The organism is Paenibacillus sp. Soil522 (assembly GCF_001428245.1).
Classification (GTDB): domain Bacteria; phylum Bacillota; class Bacilli; order Paenibacillales; family Paenibacillaceae; genus Pristimantibacillus.
Map to the genome: position 1 here is coordinate 1 of NZ_LMRV01000045.1, position 18,246 is coordinate 18,246.

The following is an 18,246-nucleotide window of genomic DNA, read 5'->3' on the forward strand; positions in this document are numbered from 1 at the left end:
ATACAACGAATTACGGAATATTTCGTGAACCGCCGTATACCGAACGGTATGTACGGTGGTGTGAGAGGTCGGGGGCTAGCCGCCCCCTCCTACTCGATTCATACGCACATTAAATAGCTTAGTAAAACTAACAATTTTATCGTTTTTATTAGTTAGAATAGGAGGTTAGCGATGCTTCGAAAGCTTGTTTGATATCTTTATAAATCAATCACTTTTCAAGCGAAACAAATACCTATCTTTTATCGTCTAAATATGAAAAGCTAAAGATTAGGAGTGATTAATAACATGCGACACAGCATTAGAAAAACATCCATATTCATATCCTTACTTATGGTTCTAGTCGTAATGCTGAGTGCAGTTCCTTCCAGCTTTGCAGCTGCAACAGCAGAAGCGGCGGTGAACAAGAAGGTGTACATAACAAAGGCATCTTATGTACAGCTTATCGATGCCAATTTGATTCCAAGCTCGAGTGGAGCTACGGCTAGCTTTACATTTACTTTTTACAATGGGGATAGCAAAGATCTTATACTTAACGATTATTGGGCACGCTTGAGATCGGTTGGCGGTACGAAATACACATTAACGCTGCTCGATCAAACAAAAAAGAAGATAGCGCCAAAATCGTCTGCAACATTAACGTTCTACAGTCAAGTCGGATCAAAAGCAAGTTTGGATCAGTTAGTAATCAACATTATTAAATTTGATTTTTCGGTTTCCGGCTATGAACGCACGGTAGCAAAGTATACCTTTCCTAAAGGATACTCGAATTTTGTGAAGGCTGGCGGTTTCAAAACCATTTTGGTCAACAATTCCAATGTCAATGTAAGAATTGACCAAATTAACGTAAGGAAAAAGGATAAGAACTATGAATTTAATCTAAGTTATGTGGTACGTAATACAAGCAGGTTTGGTGTTACCCTCCCTCAGTATAATTATTATGTGCAAACTTCGGCAGGGTTGTATAAGCTGTCATTGAAAAACAAGACAGACGAAACTCTCCTTCTAGAGCCAACGGTGCTAAATGCGGTACGGTTAACTGGCAGCATCCCATCGACGCTGGCGATTACAGGCTGGAAGCTCATTATTACTGATAATGCAGGCGCTGAGGCAAACAAAGTAGAGTTACCAGTCGTTACTTTAGATATTCCTTTCAAATTGACAACAACTCCAGCTGGTTCGTCGGTTACCACTTTCACAAACGAAAGCGGTACTTATGAGGTTACGCTCAAATCTGTGCAGAGATTGCCATGGACGACGAAGGACCGCGTTATCGCAGAGATGGTCATTCGCAACAAAGAATCGGTTTTTGTTCCATTACCGGATTTGACCGGGCAATTTGTCATTGATGAGAACATTAAGCTAGATTCCAAAATAGTTGCAGGCACTGAGGTTATCGGGTTAGCGCCAGGCGGCTCAGCGACCGTACATTTTATTGGAGAAATTCCTTTCTCGTATTCTTGGAGGAAATTCAGTCTTCAATTAAGCGAGAAGACAGGAGAACAAACAAATTTGCTTGCTGATCTTACAAAATCTTCGATTGCAGCTGTTCCAACCGTAAAAGCAGGTTCTGTATATACACAATCTGTTGCCGGATCTCAGCTTACTGCTCAAGTAACCGATGTAAGAACCTATAAAGGCGAAGATAGTGATATATATGCCGTCTATGTCGAAGTGACGAATAAACAAAATCGAAGCAATTTCCTTCCGGCATGGGCAGGCTATTTTAAAACAGCAGACGGTAATTATTATGAAGTTAAGATGGTTAAGGCTAACAATGTGATCAAGCCTTCCAATAAAGAGCAAATTATTTTGTATGCAGATTTACCGGTTAATGCAAATAAAGAAGGTATACAGCTTCTGATCGGTGAGGCTTACGATGATAGTGGCGTGATTATGGGAACAGGCACAGCTAAAGGATATATTCGACCAATTCAACTTGAGCTTCCTGCTGAGAAAACAGATATTTCAAGCTTTAAACAAATGAAGGCAGGACCATATACAGTAGATATGACATATTTCAATGCATTTATGGATGGTTACTTGCTCGATATTGACATGGGAGCAACCTTGGTGAAAGACCGCATGTATGATGGCTTTACTCAAAACAAGTTGACAATGGTGCTGGAAAAAGAACGTACAAATGAAGTCATTTTAACACATACCATAGATTTGGAAGGCAAGTCGGATGGAGGAACGACCTGGAAGGTTGGAGAAAACTACTCCGAATTGACTAAAGATATGACGACAACGCCGGTATGGGATGACTATACGCTTAATATCTATGAAACGTTCGAAGGGCATAAGATAAAGCTAGCCTCGGTAGATATCAGCTGGTCCACCTATATCAACTGGCTCGACGGAACGCACTAAATTGTAAAGAAAAAACTGGTTTCTCCTACTCAAATCTAGTATCTTTATAGGAGATGCTAGAGTTGAAGGGAGAATACCAAGTGAAGAAATATGCAATTCGCGGTATAGTTTCCGCTTTGATGATTGCAGCAGGCGTGTGGGTCGGCGTTAACTTTGCTTCACCGCTTGAAGCAGAAACAAATGCGCTGACTCCGGGCTCTGTAGATGATCCAGTAGTTACAAAAAGCTATGTGGATGAGCAGGTGGCTAAACTGGGCGGCGGCACACCAGGCGGTGAGACCGGTGCTGGTTCAGACACTGCATTAGAAGTTGTAACGGTACCGGCAGGCAAGACGCTTATGGCTGGCCAAGGCACGGAGGTCATTGTGCGTGTTGGCAAAGCGGTTGCTTACAGCTCAGATGCCAGCGGCATTGCCGATCTCACGGGCGGTACGGATTTGACGAAGGGCAAGGCAGTGCCTACGAATCATCTGCTGCTGTTTCCACGTGAAGGCCGCGGTATTTTACCCGATCCGAACCAGAAGAATGGGCTGACTGTATTGGTGAAAGGCAGCTACACATTACAATAATATGGCTTAATGCTCTACATTTTACCCGAACTGACAATAGGTTATACGCTTCAAAAATGATGGAAAGATGCACAATACAATTGTGTTCCCACATTCTTTGGAGGTGTCATTTTATGAGTCGTTCGAATAAAGTGGTAGTACCCACATGTAAAGAAACATTAAATCAATGGAAGTATGAAATTGCGGCAGAATTCGGATTAACGTCAGGAGCCTACGCGGGCGCGGGCGCAGATACGGAATTCGCTGGAGAGCTAGGGGCGTCTTCTGGAGCCGGAGGCGGAAATAGCGTACAGTGGTCGGCAATTTCGACACGTCAAGCTGGTTCAGTAGGCGGAGAGATCACCAGAAGGCTGATCGCTCAGGCAGAATCGGTGCTCGGTAGCTACAAATAATTGCCGGGTAGTCCGGCGTCCATTGACACAATGCGACATTTTCGGTATCATACTGTTTTAGAAGAGTTGTCAAACAACCTTTTCCTTCGGGAAAAGGTTCATTTTTTGTGTAGAATGTTTGCACTTATATCATAATAAGGTTATAGGAGGTTGATACGGATGTCGGTTAAAGGACGCCACTTGTTCACATCAGAATCAGTAACTGAAGGCCATCCGGATAAGATCTGTGATCAAATATCCGATGCTGTCTTAGATGCATTTCTAGAAGCAGATCCAAACGCACGTGTCGCTTGTGAGGTTTCTGTTGCAACAGGCCTTGTGTTAGTAATTGGTGAAATTAGCAGCCGCGCGGATTATATTGATATTTCATCAATCGCACGCCGCACAATTAAGGAAATTGGCTACACACGTGCCAAGTACGGCTTTGACTCCAGCACATGTGCAGTATTGACGTCGCTCAATGAGCAGTCGGCTGATATTGCGCAAGGCGTTAACGCTGCGCTTGAGACTCGTGATGGCAAAGACATGAAGCAAGAGAACGAAGATATCGGCGCAGGCGACCAAGGACTTATGTTTGGTTTTGCAACAAACGAAACGCCTGAGCTTATGCCGCTTCCGATCGCATTGTCGCACCGCATCGCTCGTCGTTTGTCTGAAGTTCGGAAAAACGAGACGCTTGCTTATCTTCGTCCAGATGGTAAAACACAAGTTACCATTGAATACGTGGACGGCAAACCGGTACGTGTAGACACGATTGTCGTTTCCACGCAGCATGCCGAAGAAATCACGCTTGAGCAAATCCAACAGGATATTCTTGAGCATGTTATCAAGCCGGTCGTTCCAGTGGAATGGCTGGATGCGGATACTAAATATTTCATTAACCCTACAGGCCGTTTCGTTATCGGCGGACCTCAAGGCGATGCAGGCTTGACTGGCCGCAAAATTATCGTTGATACGTATGGCGGCTACGCTCGTCATGGCGGCGGCGCATTCTCCGGCAAGGATCCTACAAAAGTTGACCGTTCGGCAGCTTATGCCGCTCGTTATGTAGCGAAGAATATCGTAGCTGCAGGACTGGCAGACAAATGCGAAATCCAATTGGCTTACGCAATCGGTGTTGCCCAGCCGGTATCGATCAACGTAGACACTTACGGCACAGGCAATATTGGCGAAGATAAGCTCGTTGAGCTGATCACAAGCAACTTTGACCTTCGCCCGGCTGGCATTATTAAAATGCTTGATCTGCGTCGTCCAATTTACAAACAAACGGCTGCATACGGTCACTTCGGCCGTACGGATGTTGATCTTCCTTGGGAACGCGTCGACAAAGCAGAAAAGCTTAAAGCAGACGCTGGCGTAAAAAGCGGAGTATAAGCTTACATTTATTTTATAAGATGCCTTTACAGGCTTGAAAAGCTGTTTACAAAGTAGATTATCTACTTCGTAGACAGCTTTTTTATTTGCGGTCCGACTCAAAAAAGTGGAATAACCTAAATTTTTCATGTCAACTAACCGACAAATAAGGTACGAGTGTATTATTTGAGGAGTGAATTGAAATGAATCGTACCAGCAAGCTGTCTTCGTTTATCGCCATTATGCTGCTGCTGCAACTAAGCTTGACAGGCTGGTCGTCAGATCCGCAGCCTGCGGCAGCCGCATCGGCAGGACCGGTCATATTAAGCCTCAGTCCGGCTGACGATCTTAATAATGTATCCATAACGGCTGATTTGAAAATAACCTTTGATGAAAATGTAAGTAAAGGCTCTGCTTCAACATCTATTTCCATTTATGATTATGCAACGAGCAATTTGGTGGAAAGCATTCATTTATCGTCAAATCGTTTATCCATTGATTCATCGCAGCGTATTGTGACCATAGATCCAATGACTAATTTCGCACTAAATACGAATTATTACATATTGGTTGATGCCGGAGCGTTTGTTAACAATTCGAATGGTGTCGGTTATGCCGGAATCAACAGCGCAAGCAGCTGGAATTTCCGGACGGTGGCAGCGGTGGACGTGACAAGACCGACGCCTACCGGGCTTGTTCCTGCTGCTTTGCCTGTTGCGGTGACCACTCCGGTTATCATTACTTTTGACGAGCCGGTATATGCAGCAAGCGGAAACATTCAGTTGAATTCCGTAGAGGATAACAGAACGATAGCGGTTACATCGAATGCGGTTAGAGGCAGCGGGACGAACCAAATCGTTATTCAGCCTCCGGCAGCCTTACAGCCAAACACAACATATTCTGTTACAGTCCCGAGTACAGCCTTTCAGGATGCTTCAGGGAATTTTTATAATGGTACGACATGGAGCTTTACAACCGCAGCTGCGCCAGTGAACGCAGCTGCTCCTTTCGTGCCGGCAGACAATGCGACTTCCGTGCCGATTAACGCAGCACTTATGATCGAATTTGATAAAAGCGTTCAAGCACATGCTGGTAAATATATTGAAATACGGAGAATTAGCAACAATACAACCTTTGAGCGATTCAATGCGAATTCATCGAGGGTTGTTATTAATAATAATCAGGTACGGATTACGCCGAGCTCGAATCTGGAGGCGAATACGGCTTATTATGTATTGATTGATGCTGGCGCTTTTACCCAGCCTGAACCAAACGGGGATCAGTGGTATCACGGGATTGCAGGCGCATCGGTATGGAATTTTAGTACGGATCCAGGCAATGAAACGACACCGCCTGCCGCAACAGCCTTTTCCCCGGCAGCCGGCGGAACGAGTAGCAACTTGAACGCTCTGCTGCAAATCACCTTTAATGAACCTGTCTTTCCGAGCAGCGGAGCGATTGAAATTAGGGAGTCGGCAACAGGGGCGTTATTCCGAACGATTCCAATTACTTCAGAGCGAGTAACGGGCGGCGGAACGTATCAAATTACGATAGATCCAAATAAGGCGGTTAATAGCGAGGCAGTGAAAGCTTTCGTAAATAATACGAAATATTATATAACAATCGGCAATCGTGCCATTCGCGATGCGGCAGGCAATTATTATGCCGGAATTTCATCTCAGGCAGCCTGGTCTTTTACAGTCGCACAGGATACAGCAAGACCAACGCTAATGTTATTGAATCCGCTTGATAACGCCGTTTCGGTGGGGCTAAGCCAAGCCTTTACCGCAACATTCAGCGAAGCGATCAAGAAAGGCGCTGCCGGTTCGGTAACGTTCAATCCTGTCGGCAATAACGCGCTTCAGCCTATTCCGGCTAATTTTAATGTAGACGGCAACAATAATAATGTATTAATCATTACGCCAACAGAAGCACTCCAGACCAACACCGCTTATTATGTGACGATTGATGCCAGCTCGGTAACCGATCTGGCCGGAAACAATTTTGCGGGGATACTGAATGAATACCAATGGACATTCCGAACGTTTGGCTCAGATATAACGGCACCCGTCGTAAGCAAGCTGGAGTGGAGCGGAAGGGCGATTACGCTGTCCTACAATGAAGAGTTAAATGTAAATACTGTCCCGTCTATGGGAAGCTTTTACGTGACCGTTAATGGGGCGCCGCGTTCGGTGACCGGCGTTCAAATTAGAGGAGAATCGGTCATTCTAACCCTTTCAAGCCCAATCGTTGCTGGACAGCAGGTGAAGCTGTCCTACTCGAAGGCGGCAGTTGGACTTATTCAAGATGCTGCAGGAAATGAAGCAGTAAGCATTGCCAGACAGGATGTATCAGGCGTAAAGGATGTAACGCCGCCGGCAATAGTGGGCGGCAACGCTTCAGGCAGCGCGATTACCCTGGCATTCAACAAGGATTTAATGGCAGTAAACAGCTATGCCTATCTGCAATTTTCGGTTAAGGTTGGCGGAGTCACCTACAGCACCACCTCAATCTCAAGCACAGGCGGCAACATTTTGCTGACGATCAATGGTCAGGTACAAAATTATCAGAACGTTTATGTGTCTTATTCACCTGGCTCATATCCTGTTCGCGATACAGCAGGCAATTACTTGGCTGCATTCAGTAACTACAGCCTAAGCAGCGAGCCTGATCCAGGTACGCCCGCCCTTCAGTCCGTAAGCGTTAATAATGGAACCATTACGTTAAAATATAACAAAAGCATAAATTCACAAAGCGTCCCTTCTGTTGGACAGTTCAGCGTATCGGTAAATAACATCGCTCGTTCCGTTCTTCAAGTTCGCGTTTCCGGTGATTCCGTCTTATTGACGCTGGCATCAGCCGTAACGACCGGACAAGCCGTGTCCGTATCCTATTTGGCTTCCATGTCGTTAATAACGGATCTTGCAGGGAATGCTGCGCCGTCCTTTAATGATGTAACGTCTACCGGTGGTGGCAGCGCTTCGCAAAACGGCTCCATATATGGGGTTATTGCGAAGGGATCTTCGTTAACGCTGACTTTTGCCGAGACGCTAAATAGCGGCTATGTGCCTTCTTCCGCGCAGTTCCTCGTTAATGCGAACGATTCTGCAAGATCGGTATCAAAGGTAGAAATAAGCGGTTCATCCGTTATTTTAAATTTATCCTCTCCCTTTTCGGTAGGAGAGGCAGTTACGGTAACGTATTATTCGACTTCGACGGGTCTTCGTACAAATGGCGGTTTAACGATAAACAGCTTTGCGAATATAAGCGCAGCAAATCAAACGACAATATTTGACGGGTTGTCCGGTGATTATGAAGCAGCCGATGGCGGCGGTATTGGCCTGAAAACGACGGCAGCGGCCGCCACGATTGACATATCGCCTGCTGGCGTTCAAGCTAACCGTTATACGGTATCAAGCGAGAAGGCGCTTACGGCATACCAAACTGCCCGTGCTGCCGGTTTAGCTATTCCGCGCGTTGCTTTTAAGGTTCCGGTATCCGAGCGTGCTGCTATTGTAGCTATTCCAATAAGCACGCTGGACGCAGCTTACCGCTTAAATGCGAATTCGGTGTTTGCTGTTCAATACGGCGATGCAACCTACGAGCTTCGTTTAAATTCGACAGATTATGCAAAAATTAATACGCTGCTGGGCGGGCATAGCGCAGCGGGCCAGCTGCTCATTCGAATTGACCAAGGTCTATCAAATGTAACCGGAAATATCAATACAATAATAAACAGCGCCAATATTCAGCAGCTTGCCGGTCCTTATCATTTCGACGTTACCGCAGTGTATGGGAATGTGCAGCAGTCTTTAAATGAATTTAATGGTTATGTGTCGCGTACCATTCAAACCTATCAGGCTGTGGACACTGGCAAAACAGCTGTCGTATGGTTTGATCCCGCCACAGGCGGACTTTCCTATGTTCCGACAGAGCTGTCGACAAGCGGCGGCAAGACGACGGCTACGTTCAAACGGAAAGGCAACAGCTCCTATGCGCTTGTATCTAATTCATTCAGATTCTCGGATCTGTCTAAGCACTGGGCAGCCGCCGCTATCCATACGATGTCGCGAAAATTCATCGTAGAAGGCCGGACGGCAACGAATTTTGAACCGGATAAGGCTATTACACGCGGTGAATTTGCGAGCTATATCGCGAAGGGGCTTGGCTTAAGCGGCGACAAGACGGCAGCTGCTAAATTTAAGGATGTAAACACGAATACGGCAATGGGAGCGTATATTGGAGCCGCATCGAAAGCAGGAATCGCAGCAGGCAATACCGATGGCAGCTTTAAGCCGAGCAGTCCGATTACGCGCCAGGAAATGGCCGTCATGATGATTAGAGCCGCTAACGTGGCTGGCTTAATGGTCCAGCTCCCTCAATCGGCTGCCGCTTATCTTCAAAAGTATAAGGATCGCAACAAAGTTGCCGCTTGGGCGCAGGCAGATGTAGCGAAATCGGTATACATTGGCGTCATAAGCGGTAAAACGGCGACGACATTGAGTCCAAAAACGAATGCAACCCGCGCGGAAGGAACGGTCATGCTTATGCGGTTGCTGCAGAAAGTGAAGTTTTTGACCCCATAGTAAGTGAAGTGAGGCTTAACCCGCCCAAAAGATTGTGCGGGTTAAGCCTTTTTTCTTATATAGATGATATCTATCGGTTATAAGAAAACGATAGTATTAATCCATCAGACGGAACTTTTCTACTACTCTTGTAGTCTATATCTATTAGATAAAATGATGGGAGAGTTGTTAATCTAATGGGTAAGGTTCAAAATATCATCGAACGAAAGACACAGAGCTTGGGGAAGCGTGTCATGATCGCAGCGTTAGGCGGCGTATTGCTCGTGCAGCCGCTGGCATCGATCCTGCCTGGAAACTGGCAGAAGGCAATCATAGAGTCAACAGAGGCGGCTGCCAGCGATTCTGTACTGAAGCTGTCACAGCAATCATACATAACAGCAGGGGCTAAGCGGCTGGATTACGTCTTTCAAACGACGCGCGGCAGCTCGAAGGCTCAAACCGATGTGCATGTCATTGAAATCGATCTAACGAATCCCTACGTATCTTTAAATGCGATGAGCGGGAAAAATAATAGCATCGGTCAAGTAAACACAATCCTTAATATGACAAAAGAAAATGGGGCAGTAGCTGCCATTAATGCGGACGTATTCGTCATGGGCAATGAAGGTGCGCCCCTTGGCAGTCAGATTACCAGCGGCATGTTCATGACGAGTCCCGCCAAGTTAAAGGGAATGTATGCGTTCTCGGTATCGAAGGACCGAAAGCCGATGGTTGATAACTACACCTTTGAAGGCTTGGTGACGGCGTTGGATGGTTCCACCTTCCCGCTTGAGGGCCTCAATCAATCGGCCTATATTCCGGAAACGACAGGCTCTTCTTATAGTCATGTGAATGCGATATACATGTATACTAGTGCCTGGGGCGGAGCGGAGCGCCCGAAAAATTCCGGGACTACGCCTACGGAAGTGTTAGTCCGTGGCGGGCTTATTGCAGAGATTTCGATCGACAAGGCGATCACGGGACAGGCGCCGGCGGACGGATACATTTTGCGTGCGCATGGCCTTGCGGCCAAATTTGTAAAAGAGCATCTGCAGGTTGGAGAGACGATCACTGCTGATTATTCCCTAGTATCTCAAACGACTGGTTCAAAGATAGATCCCGCATCCTTCGAAATGATGGCAGGCGGACATACGCTGCTGGTCAATGACGGTGCAGCCGCATCTTTTTCCCGTGATGTTGCGGGAGTTAGCGGCTCCTCATATACTTCCCGTTCAGCAGTCGGTTATTCAATGGACGGGACGAAAGTCTATCTCATTACGAGTGAGCGCTACGGAAACAATACGGGTGTCAGCCTAAAGGAGCTTCAGCAGATCATGCTGCAGCTGGGCGTATATAAAGGTGTCAATCTTGACGGCGGCGGATCGACGACGATGATCGAGCGCCCGCTTGGAAGCATTGCGCTGCAGCTTGCCCATAAGACGCAATACGGCCCCACGCAGCGGAGCGTCGCGAACGGAATCGGCGTATTTACAACTGCTCCTAAAGGAGAGCTTAAAGGCATTGCTGTAAGTGGTGCCAGCGTCATGCTTATAGGACAGAAGTCGTCCTATGCGATAAAAGGTTATGATACATATTACAATCCGTATGAAGTGGACAACGCTTCGGCAGTGTGGGGCTCGGAGAAGGCGATTGGCATCTTCAACGGCAGCGAGTTTACGGCGGTTAAAGCCGGAAAAACGACGCTCAGCGTGAAATCGGGCGCCATATCGACCAAACATGAGGTCGAGGTGATCGGGCGGGATCAGATTGCTTCTCTTTCCATAGATACGGCAGCCGGAGTATTGGCAAAGGGAGCCGTCATCTCCGTACCGCTTACCATGAAGCTGAAAAACGGCAGCACCTATAAGCTCAGCGGCGGCTCCGTTAAATGGGAGTTTATCGGGTTCACCGCCGTACAGAATGGCGATAGCTTAACCGTTCAATCGGTTAATGCAGGAGTGAGCGCCGGCTACGCGATTGCCCGCTATGACGGTTATCCGGCCATGATTCCATTCACGCAAGGGGAAGCAGTCAGTACCTTCGAAGACTTCGAGAAACCGGCTTATTCTATTACTTCCCAGGTTACGCCTGCCGATACGACTACAGGCAGCGTAAATCTGGTATCCGATTTTCCAGGCCAAACCTCAGCAAAGGCCTTGAAGCTGGATTATGATTTCACGAACGGTACCGGGACGAAAGCATCGTATGCGGTGTTTAATTCAACCGGCCGCACGATAGCAGGCTCGCCTACCTCGATGACTTTAGACCTATACGGGGATAACAGCCTGAACTGGGTGCGCGCAGAATTCATTGATGCAGACGGAAAGTCTCATTTTCTGGATCTAGCGAAGCAGCTTGATTTCAGCGGCTGGAAAAATGTGAAGGTGAATCTATCGTCCGAAGGAATGAAATTCCCGGTTAAGCTGAAGCGCATATATGTCGTGACGCTTGCCGAGGGACAGGATGAGCGCTCGGCTTCCGGTTCGATTGGACTAGATAACATCGAGCTGCAATATCCGCCTTCCGTAGAGGTAGATTCGAATACAAAGGTCGAAATGATTGTAGGCAAGACAGCAGCTACCGTGAATGGAAACGGGATAAAGCTGGACTCGGCGCCGATTGTATTGAATGGAACGACGTATGTACCGGTCCGGTTCGTGTCGGATGCGATGGGAGCCAAGCTGTTCTATAATGGTATAACAAAGCAGGTTACAGTGCTGCGAGGCAATAAGCTGATGGAAATGACGCTGGGTAAAAAGGACCTTATTTTGAATGGCGAACTTCAATTCTCAGAGGTAACTCCGATCATTCGTAACAATCGTACATTGATTCCTGTACGCTTGTTTTCGGAGAAGCTGGGATTAAAGGTTGGCTATGACGCTAAAGTGAAAAAGATTACCATCGATTAACGCTGGACGAAAGATGTCCAATCTGTGTTATGATAGAGTGGATTAACCTTCAAGAGAGAAAGGTTGCCGATCTGTCGTGGACCACCTAACAGGTGATTTAAATCGAGTTATTAAAAATACAATTTCAGTGATGGAAGACAGCAAATACCAGATTTATGAAATATGTGAGTCGGCGCGTGCGGAGATGGAGTCGCTGGTGCAGGAGCTTGAGATCGTGCTTCAAGAGACGGTAAAGACGATCGATAAGGTAGATCTGCTGGAGCAGGACTACCGCCGTGCGCGTATTCGATTGACGGAAGTAAGCCGGGATTTTGTGCGTTACAAGGAAGAGGATATTAAATCAGCTTATGAGAAAGCGACGCAAATCCAGCTGGATTTAATGGTTTACCGCGAGAAGGAGTCTTACTTAAAGGCGCGCCGCGATGATTTGCAAAAACGTGTCCGTAATGTGGAAAACTCTATCGAGCGGGCTGAAACAATTGCATCGCAAATCAATGTCGTGCTGGAATATTTAGCCGGGGACCTGAACCAGGTTACCCGGATAATCGAATCTGCCAAAACAAGGCAGATGCTGGGCTTGAAAATTATATTGGCGCAAGAGGAAGAACGAAAGCGGATTGCCAGAGAAATTCATGACGGACCGGCTCAATCGCTCGCCAATATCGTCCTGCGAACAGAAATTGCAGAACGGATGCTTATCAAGCAGGAATTTGTAATGGTACAGGAAGAATTAGTAGATTTAAAGGGACAGGTCCGTTCCGGTCTTGAGGAGATCCGCAAAATAATATTCAATTTGCGTCCGATGGCATTGGATGATTTGGGAATTGTGCCGACTCTTCGTAAATTCACGCAGGATTTTGAAGAGAAAACGAAAATACATACCGTTTTCGAGCTTAACGGTAAAGAGGCGCGGATGCCCTCTGCGATGGAAGCTGCTATTTTCCGACTGGTTCAAGAAGCCTTTACCAATGCCTTGAAGCATGCGAGCGCTACTCATATATCGCTCGAGATTAACTATCAGCCACATCATATTTCACTCATTATTCAGGACAACGGCGTTGGATTTCATAGCGAATTAATTGAGCAGGATGCTAGCCGAAACGCACATTTTGGATTGGTGGGGATGAGAGAACGTATTGAGCTGATTGAGGGAAGGATGGAAATAGACTCAAATCCCGGTAGAGGGACGAAAATTATGATAGATATACCAACAACTGCCGAATCTAGAAAGGAGTAAGATGATGATGATTCAGAAACCTGCAAATAGTGCAAATACAATCAAAATTTTACTTGCGGATGATCACCAGCTGTTTCGTGAAGGACTTAAGCGGATTCTGAATATGGAAGACGATCTTGAAGTTATCGGCGAGTGCGGAGACGGTATTCAAGTTATGGAATTTTGCAATCATACGATTCCTGAAATTGTTTTGATGGATATTAATATGCCGATCGAAAACGGTGTTGTCGCGACTGAGCGTTTGAAAAGCTTGTTTCCTGATGTGAAGGTTATTATTTTATCAATTCATGACGATGAGAGCTATGTGTTTGAAACGCTTCGCAAAGGGGCTACAGGCTACCTATTGAAGGATATGGAGGCAGAATCGCTCATTAACGCTATTCGTTCTGTCGTTCAAGGCCATGCCTATATCCATCCAAAAGTAACGGGCAAGCTGATTAACCAGCTTCGCCGCATGACTTATCTGGACGAGATGGGAATCGTTTCAGGAGCAGCGGCGGCGGCGGAGCCGGGCGTTAAGTTCATTGCAGGCGACGAAAGCCCGCTAACGCGGCGCGAGGCAGAAGTGCTAAGGCTTATGGCAGAAGGCAAGAGCAATAAGCTTATCGGGGAATTTTTGTTTATTAGCGAAAAAACGGTTAAAAACCATGTGAGCAGCATTTTGCAGAAGATGGAAGTCGATGACCGTACACAAGCTGTCATTCAATCGATCAAATACGGCTGGGTTACGTTGTAACTCACATATTACACAAAAATCCCCCGTATCAGCTGGTACGGGATTTTTGCGTGCGCGCTTGTTGAAGAAAAGTTCTATGAATACAAGCGTAAACGGCTGTCGCCGTCCTTTGGCGGCAACAGCTCGTTTCGCGGTGAAATATAAGCTTATTTATAAATGTGAAATTTATAAATTTTTATATTTTGAAAAAATCTCCGAAGCTGCTTACATTTCGTACGTATGCATGGATACGTAATAAGAGGATAACATATATTGTAAATTGCTCAAGGGTGTTTCTTTGTCGTTATTTGACTGTTATTTTGTATGAGAAATGATGTCTGGTGGACATGGCGCACATTTTGTCGCCCTTGTCCCCCTATAGCGGAACCAGTGGGCGCCTCGTGGCATATAGTGTCACAAAGAGGAGGTGGCCGCCATGTTTGAGCTTCTGCTTTTTGTTGTTGGCTGTTATGTTCTGGCTGCATTGTCGGTGCATCTGGCGTATCGAATTTGGCGCGGACGACAGCAATCGAGCAAGCATTTCGTACTCGTTGCGGACGTCCGGCAAAAAAATATGGAATGGTACGTGCGTTCGTTGTTTTCTTTTTCGCGGAGAATGGGCAAGGATGTTCGTCTTACGATTGTTAGCCGCGGCGTGACGGATGAGACGCTTGCTATTGTTGAACGTTTGGCTAGAGGTGGCAAGGAGGTCAGCGTGCACCTGGCAGAAGATACTCCAAAAACAGAAAATAAGGATCATAATCGTTCACAAATGACGGGCGTGGATGGTACACAGCTGTTGTGGATGCTGCAGGCAGAAGGAATCGTATCGCATTCCGATCATGCGGTGCTGGTTGATTTGCAAAATCCGTCGGATTTGTCGAAAATGCCATTTTAGTATATAATTTGCGGTAGATCCATATTTGGAGTGAAGCACACTCAATGACGCAGGCTGCGTTGTTGGGTGTGCTTTTTTTCGTTTGAAATATTAGGGGGAACGGCGAGGGGAGTGAAAGACGATGAGGGCTCAGGTATACATTGTGGAGGTACGCGGGTGCTGGAAAGCACGGGTAACGATTTATCCGGAGATGGACAAGCATTTTTGGATGAATGGCGAGTTTGGCAAAGCAGGAAGCTTAAATGAGGTTCTTGCCGAGTCGGGCTGGCTGTTAAAAGAACCGCTGCCGCTTGGCGATGCTTTCCGTGCTGTAGAGCTGTGGGAAGCGGAGCTAATTCGGAGAAGAGGGAAACGGGCTGCTGTAGATGCGGACTCGATTGGGCAAGGGAGTATAGCTGGCAGCTGTAAGGCGATAGAGCTGCTGCTCGCCTGTGCTGAGGAGGCTAAGCGCGAGGGGTTAAATGACGGGAAAGCAGGTGGCAGGAGAGTGTGGTGGCGATGGGGGAGTGGACGTCAGCGGCAAACGATGGGGGGAGCGGGCATGCCCGATTTGGTGGAGCGTTGGGAGCGGAGCCGGGATGGAGGGATTGGCGGAGCGGGGGGAGAGGGCCGCGTGAGTGATGAGCGGGGGCGGGGCGGTGAGAGGGAGCGGGTGATTAGCGACGCGGAGCTGGGGGAGATTGCGGCAGGGGCGAAGCTTGCCGCGGAGGTCATGCAGGGACGTGCGCTATTGCGCATCGAAGCGTACGCCCTGTTGGTTGACGCGGGCGGGCCCGGCGCCGCAGCAAGATGGGGCGGAGTGCTCCAGCTTGCTGCGCTGCTCGGGCGGGTGAGCCTGAGCGGATCAATCGCAGCCGGAAATGGCGGGCGATTGGACGCGTTGGGGCGCCGCAGGCGCGAGCGCAGCTGTCTGCGCTGCGGGAGTGGCGAGGCTTATATGCACCGCACGGCATGTGCAGCGTGCGGGCGGTTATGCGCCTATTGCTCGGCGTGCATTGGGATGGGGCGGAGCCGGGAATGCGAGCTGCTCGTCGTAGGGCGGCATGATGCGCAGCTTGGAGAGAAGGCGGGGCCAAGCTGCCTTAAGCAGCAAGTTATGCGGCTCTCGTTCGAGCAGCGGCTTAATAAATGGCGGCTTAGTCCTGCGCAGTCAGCCGCTGCTGCGAAGGCACTGCAGTTCGTGGAGGAGAAATCCGCTGAGCCGGCTCAATCATCAACGGGAAAACCCGCCAAGATAAGAGATTTTTTGCTCTGGGCGGTTACGGGTGCGGGCAAGACGGAAATGATTTTTCCGCTCGTAGAATCGGTGCTGCTGCGGGGCGGCAAGGCACTTATTGCAACGCCGCGCCGCGACGTCGTGATCGAGCTTGATCCGCGCATTCGACAAGCTTTTCCCGCGGCTTCCGTAGTGACCTTATATGGCGGCAGCGCGCAGCGCTGGGAGAGCGGCGACATCACGATTGCCACTACTCATCAGCTGCTGCGCTTCTATCAAGGCTTCGATCTGGTTGTGGTTGACGAGCTCGACGCTTTTCCCTACCATGGCGACAAAATTCTCCAATATGCGGCAGATAAAAGCTGCGCGCCGGGTGCCGCCCGTTTGCTGTTGTCTGCTACGCCGCCAAGCGAGCTGCAGCGAGCGGCGATACGCGGCAAGCTTCCGCATGCCAGGGTGCCCGTACGTTATCATCGGCATCCGCTGCCTGTGCCGAAGCTCATCCAAACTTCAGCTGTGAGACAAATGCTTCAGCAGCGCAGGCTGCCGCCAAAGCTGTTAGCTGCGATGCAAGCATCACTCCATCGCGAGGCCCAGCTGTTTGTATTCGTGCAGCAAATTGCACAAACCGAACCGATGGCAACCTTGCTGCGTGCTGCGCTGCAGCATTCGGCTGTAGCGGCAACCTCCTCTCAGGATGCTGAACGAGCGGACAAAGTGCAGCGTTTTCGCGCGCGGGAGATTCGGGTGCTGGTCACGACAACGATATTAGAGAGAGGAGTCACCATTCCGAAAAGTGACGTTTACATCCTTGATGCGGATGGACGGCTATTCGACGAGGCATCCTTGGTCCAAATGGCAGGAAGAGCCGGACGGTCCGCTGAGGATCCGTTCGGCCGCGTCTATTTTTGCAGCCGCGAGCGCAGCCGGTCACAGCTATCAGCCGTGCATCATATACAAACGATGAATCGAATAGCCCGCAAGCAAGGTTATCTGCTTCCCGCCGGCAAAGGAGGCGCGCCAAAGTGAAGGACTCGCCGCAAAACTGGCTACAGCGTATCCAATCCGCTTTCACCGCTTCCGCGCAGCTGCTCGCTCCCCGTCCGGCCGCATGTCTGCTATGCGGCAAACCGCAAAACGAGGCTCGCAGCGCGGCCAACTATAACCATGCGAAGCTGACCACCCGGCTTCGACAGTCTCTTTGCGGAGCGTGTCTCTCCGCAATACCGTGGCTTACCCGCATTGCCTGTCTCAAATGCGGGCGCGGCATCCCATGCGAAGACTGCATACGCAGTCCGCATCGGCCATTCGTATGCAACCGCAGCGCAGTTCACTATAATCAAGCGATGAGGGCGATGCTTGCCTTGTATAAATACCGGGGAAACGAGCAGTTGGCCCCGCTGCTTGGCGATATGCTGCTGCCAACGTTCGAGGCCATGACTGCAGAAATTTCCCGGCGGTTCAGCACGCCAAGCGGACGCCGATCTAAAGCGAAATGGAGGATTGCTGATTACTGGGATGCTGTCACTTATGTCCCCGTCAGCGAGGAGCGGTCGATCGATCGGGGCTTCAATCAAGCGGAGCAGCTTGCAAGTCATATTGCGCAGCGCTATCGCTTGCCGCTCATGCATCTGCTCATCCGTTCCCGTCATTCGGAGAAGCAAAGCTTTAAGACGCGCTCGGAGAGAATGCGCGATACAAAATCCCTTTTTAGCGGAAATTCTGCCGAGCTTCGCATGCTGCATACATATGCACTTAGCTCACTCGGCAGAGCTCAGCCAAGCCGTAAAGTCATTCGCGTCCTCCTTATAGACGATATTTTTACGACAGGAAGCACGGCAGATGCCTGTTCCGAGCAATTGAACCGACATGCGGAGCATCCGCTGGAAATATACGTTTTGACCTGGGCTCGTTCCTGATTAATAACGGATCATACAGCTGCGAAATAGATTCATAGTGAAAAAGTTAGCGCTTTCGTTTAAAATGAGAATAATAGTTGACCAGATTCGACAAAAAAGGGGG

At 48.5% G+C, this 18,246-nt stretch carries 11 protein-coding genes; all 11 read left to right on the top strand.

Going from position 1 to position 18,246, the window contains the following annotated elements; all coding sequences use genetic code 11:
* The first annotated feature begins 285 nt into the window (after positions 1-285).
* The 11 genes from ASG81_RS15145 (at position 286) to ASG81_RS15195 (ending at position 18,143) form a co-directional block, all read left to right on the top strand.
* Positions 286-2,370 (top strand): hypothetical protein, encoded by a 2,085-nt coding sequence (locus tag ASG81_RS15145; protein ID WP_056635727.1) that lies wholly within the window; start codon positions 286-288, stop codon positions 2,368-2,370.
* Positions 2,371-2,450: 80 nt separating this feature from the next.
* Positions 2,451-2,939, top strand: coding sequence for a hypothetical protein (locus ASG81_RS15150; RefSeq protein WP_235548886.1), 489 nt, complete (start codon positions 2,451-2,453; stop codon positions 2,937-2,939).
* Positions 2,940-3,052: 113 nt separating this feature from the next.
* Positions 3,053-3,331, top strand: coding sequence for an alpha/beta-type small acid-soluble spore protein (locus ASG81_RS15155; RefSeq protein WP_056635734.1), 279 nt, complete (start codon positions 3,053-3,055; stop codon positions 3,329-3,331).
* 159 nt (positions 3,332-3,490) lie between these two features.
* A complete protein-coding gene (gene metK / locus ASG81_RS15160; protein WP_056635737.1) occupies positions 3,491-4,705 on the top strand; it encodes a methionine adenosyltransferase in 1,215 nt (404 codons plus the stop codon).
* Between the two features lie 182 nt (positions 4,706-4,887).
* Positions 4,888-9,270, top strand: coding sequence for an Ig-like domain-containing protein (locus ASG81_RS15165; protein ID WP_056635742.1), 4,383 nt, complete (start codon positions 4,888-4,890; stop codon positions 9,268-9,270).
* 176 nt (positions 9,271-9,446) lie between these two features.
* On the top strand, positions 9,447-12,158 hold the full coding sequence (locus tag ASG81_RS15170; RefSeq protein WP_056635745.1) for a stalk domain-containing protein: 2,712 nt from the start codon (positions 9,447-9,449) through the stop codon (positions 12,156-12,158).
* Between the two features lie 76 nt (positions 12,159-12,234).
* On the top strand, positions 12,235-13,395 hold the full coding sequence (locus tag ASG81_RS15175) for a sensor histidine kinase (RefSeq protein ID WP_056635749.1): 1,161 nt from the start codon (positions 12,235-12,237) through the stop codon (positions 13,393-13,395).
* Positions 13,396-13,402: 7 nt separating this feature from the next.
* Positions 13,403-14,131: a response regulator gene (locus ASG81_RS15180; RefSeq protein WP_056635867.1), complete on the top strand. Its 729-nt coding sequence runs from the start codon at positions 13,403-13,405 to the stop codon at positions 14,129-14,131.
* 415 nt (positions 14,132-14,546) lie between these two features.
* A complete protein-coding gene (locus tag ASG81_RS15185; RefSeq protein ID WP_056635752.1) occupies positions 14,547-15,008 on the top strand; it encodes a hypothetical protein in 462 nt (153 codons plus the stop codon).
* A 121-nt stretch (positions 15,009-15,129) separates the two neighbouring features.
* Positions 15,130-17,253, top strand: a complete 2,124-nt coding sequence (locus ASG81_RS15190) for a DEAD/DEAH box helicase (protein ID WP_056635755.1) — start codon at positions 15,130-15,132, stop codon at positions 17,251-17,253.
* Positions 17,250-18,143, top strand: a complete 894-nt coding sequence (locus ASG81_RS15195; protein ID WP_056635758.1) for a ComF family protein — start codon at positions 17,250-17,252, stop codon at positions 18,141-18,143. The genes ASG81_RS15190 and ASG81_RS15195 overlap by 4 nt, the downstream gene beginning before the upstream one ends.
* Positions 18,144-18,246: the final 103 nt, after the last annotated feature.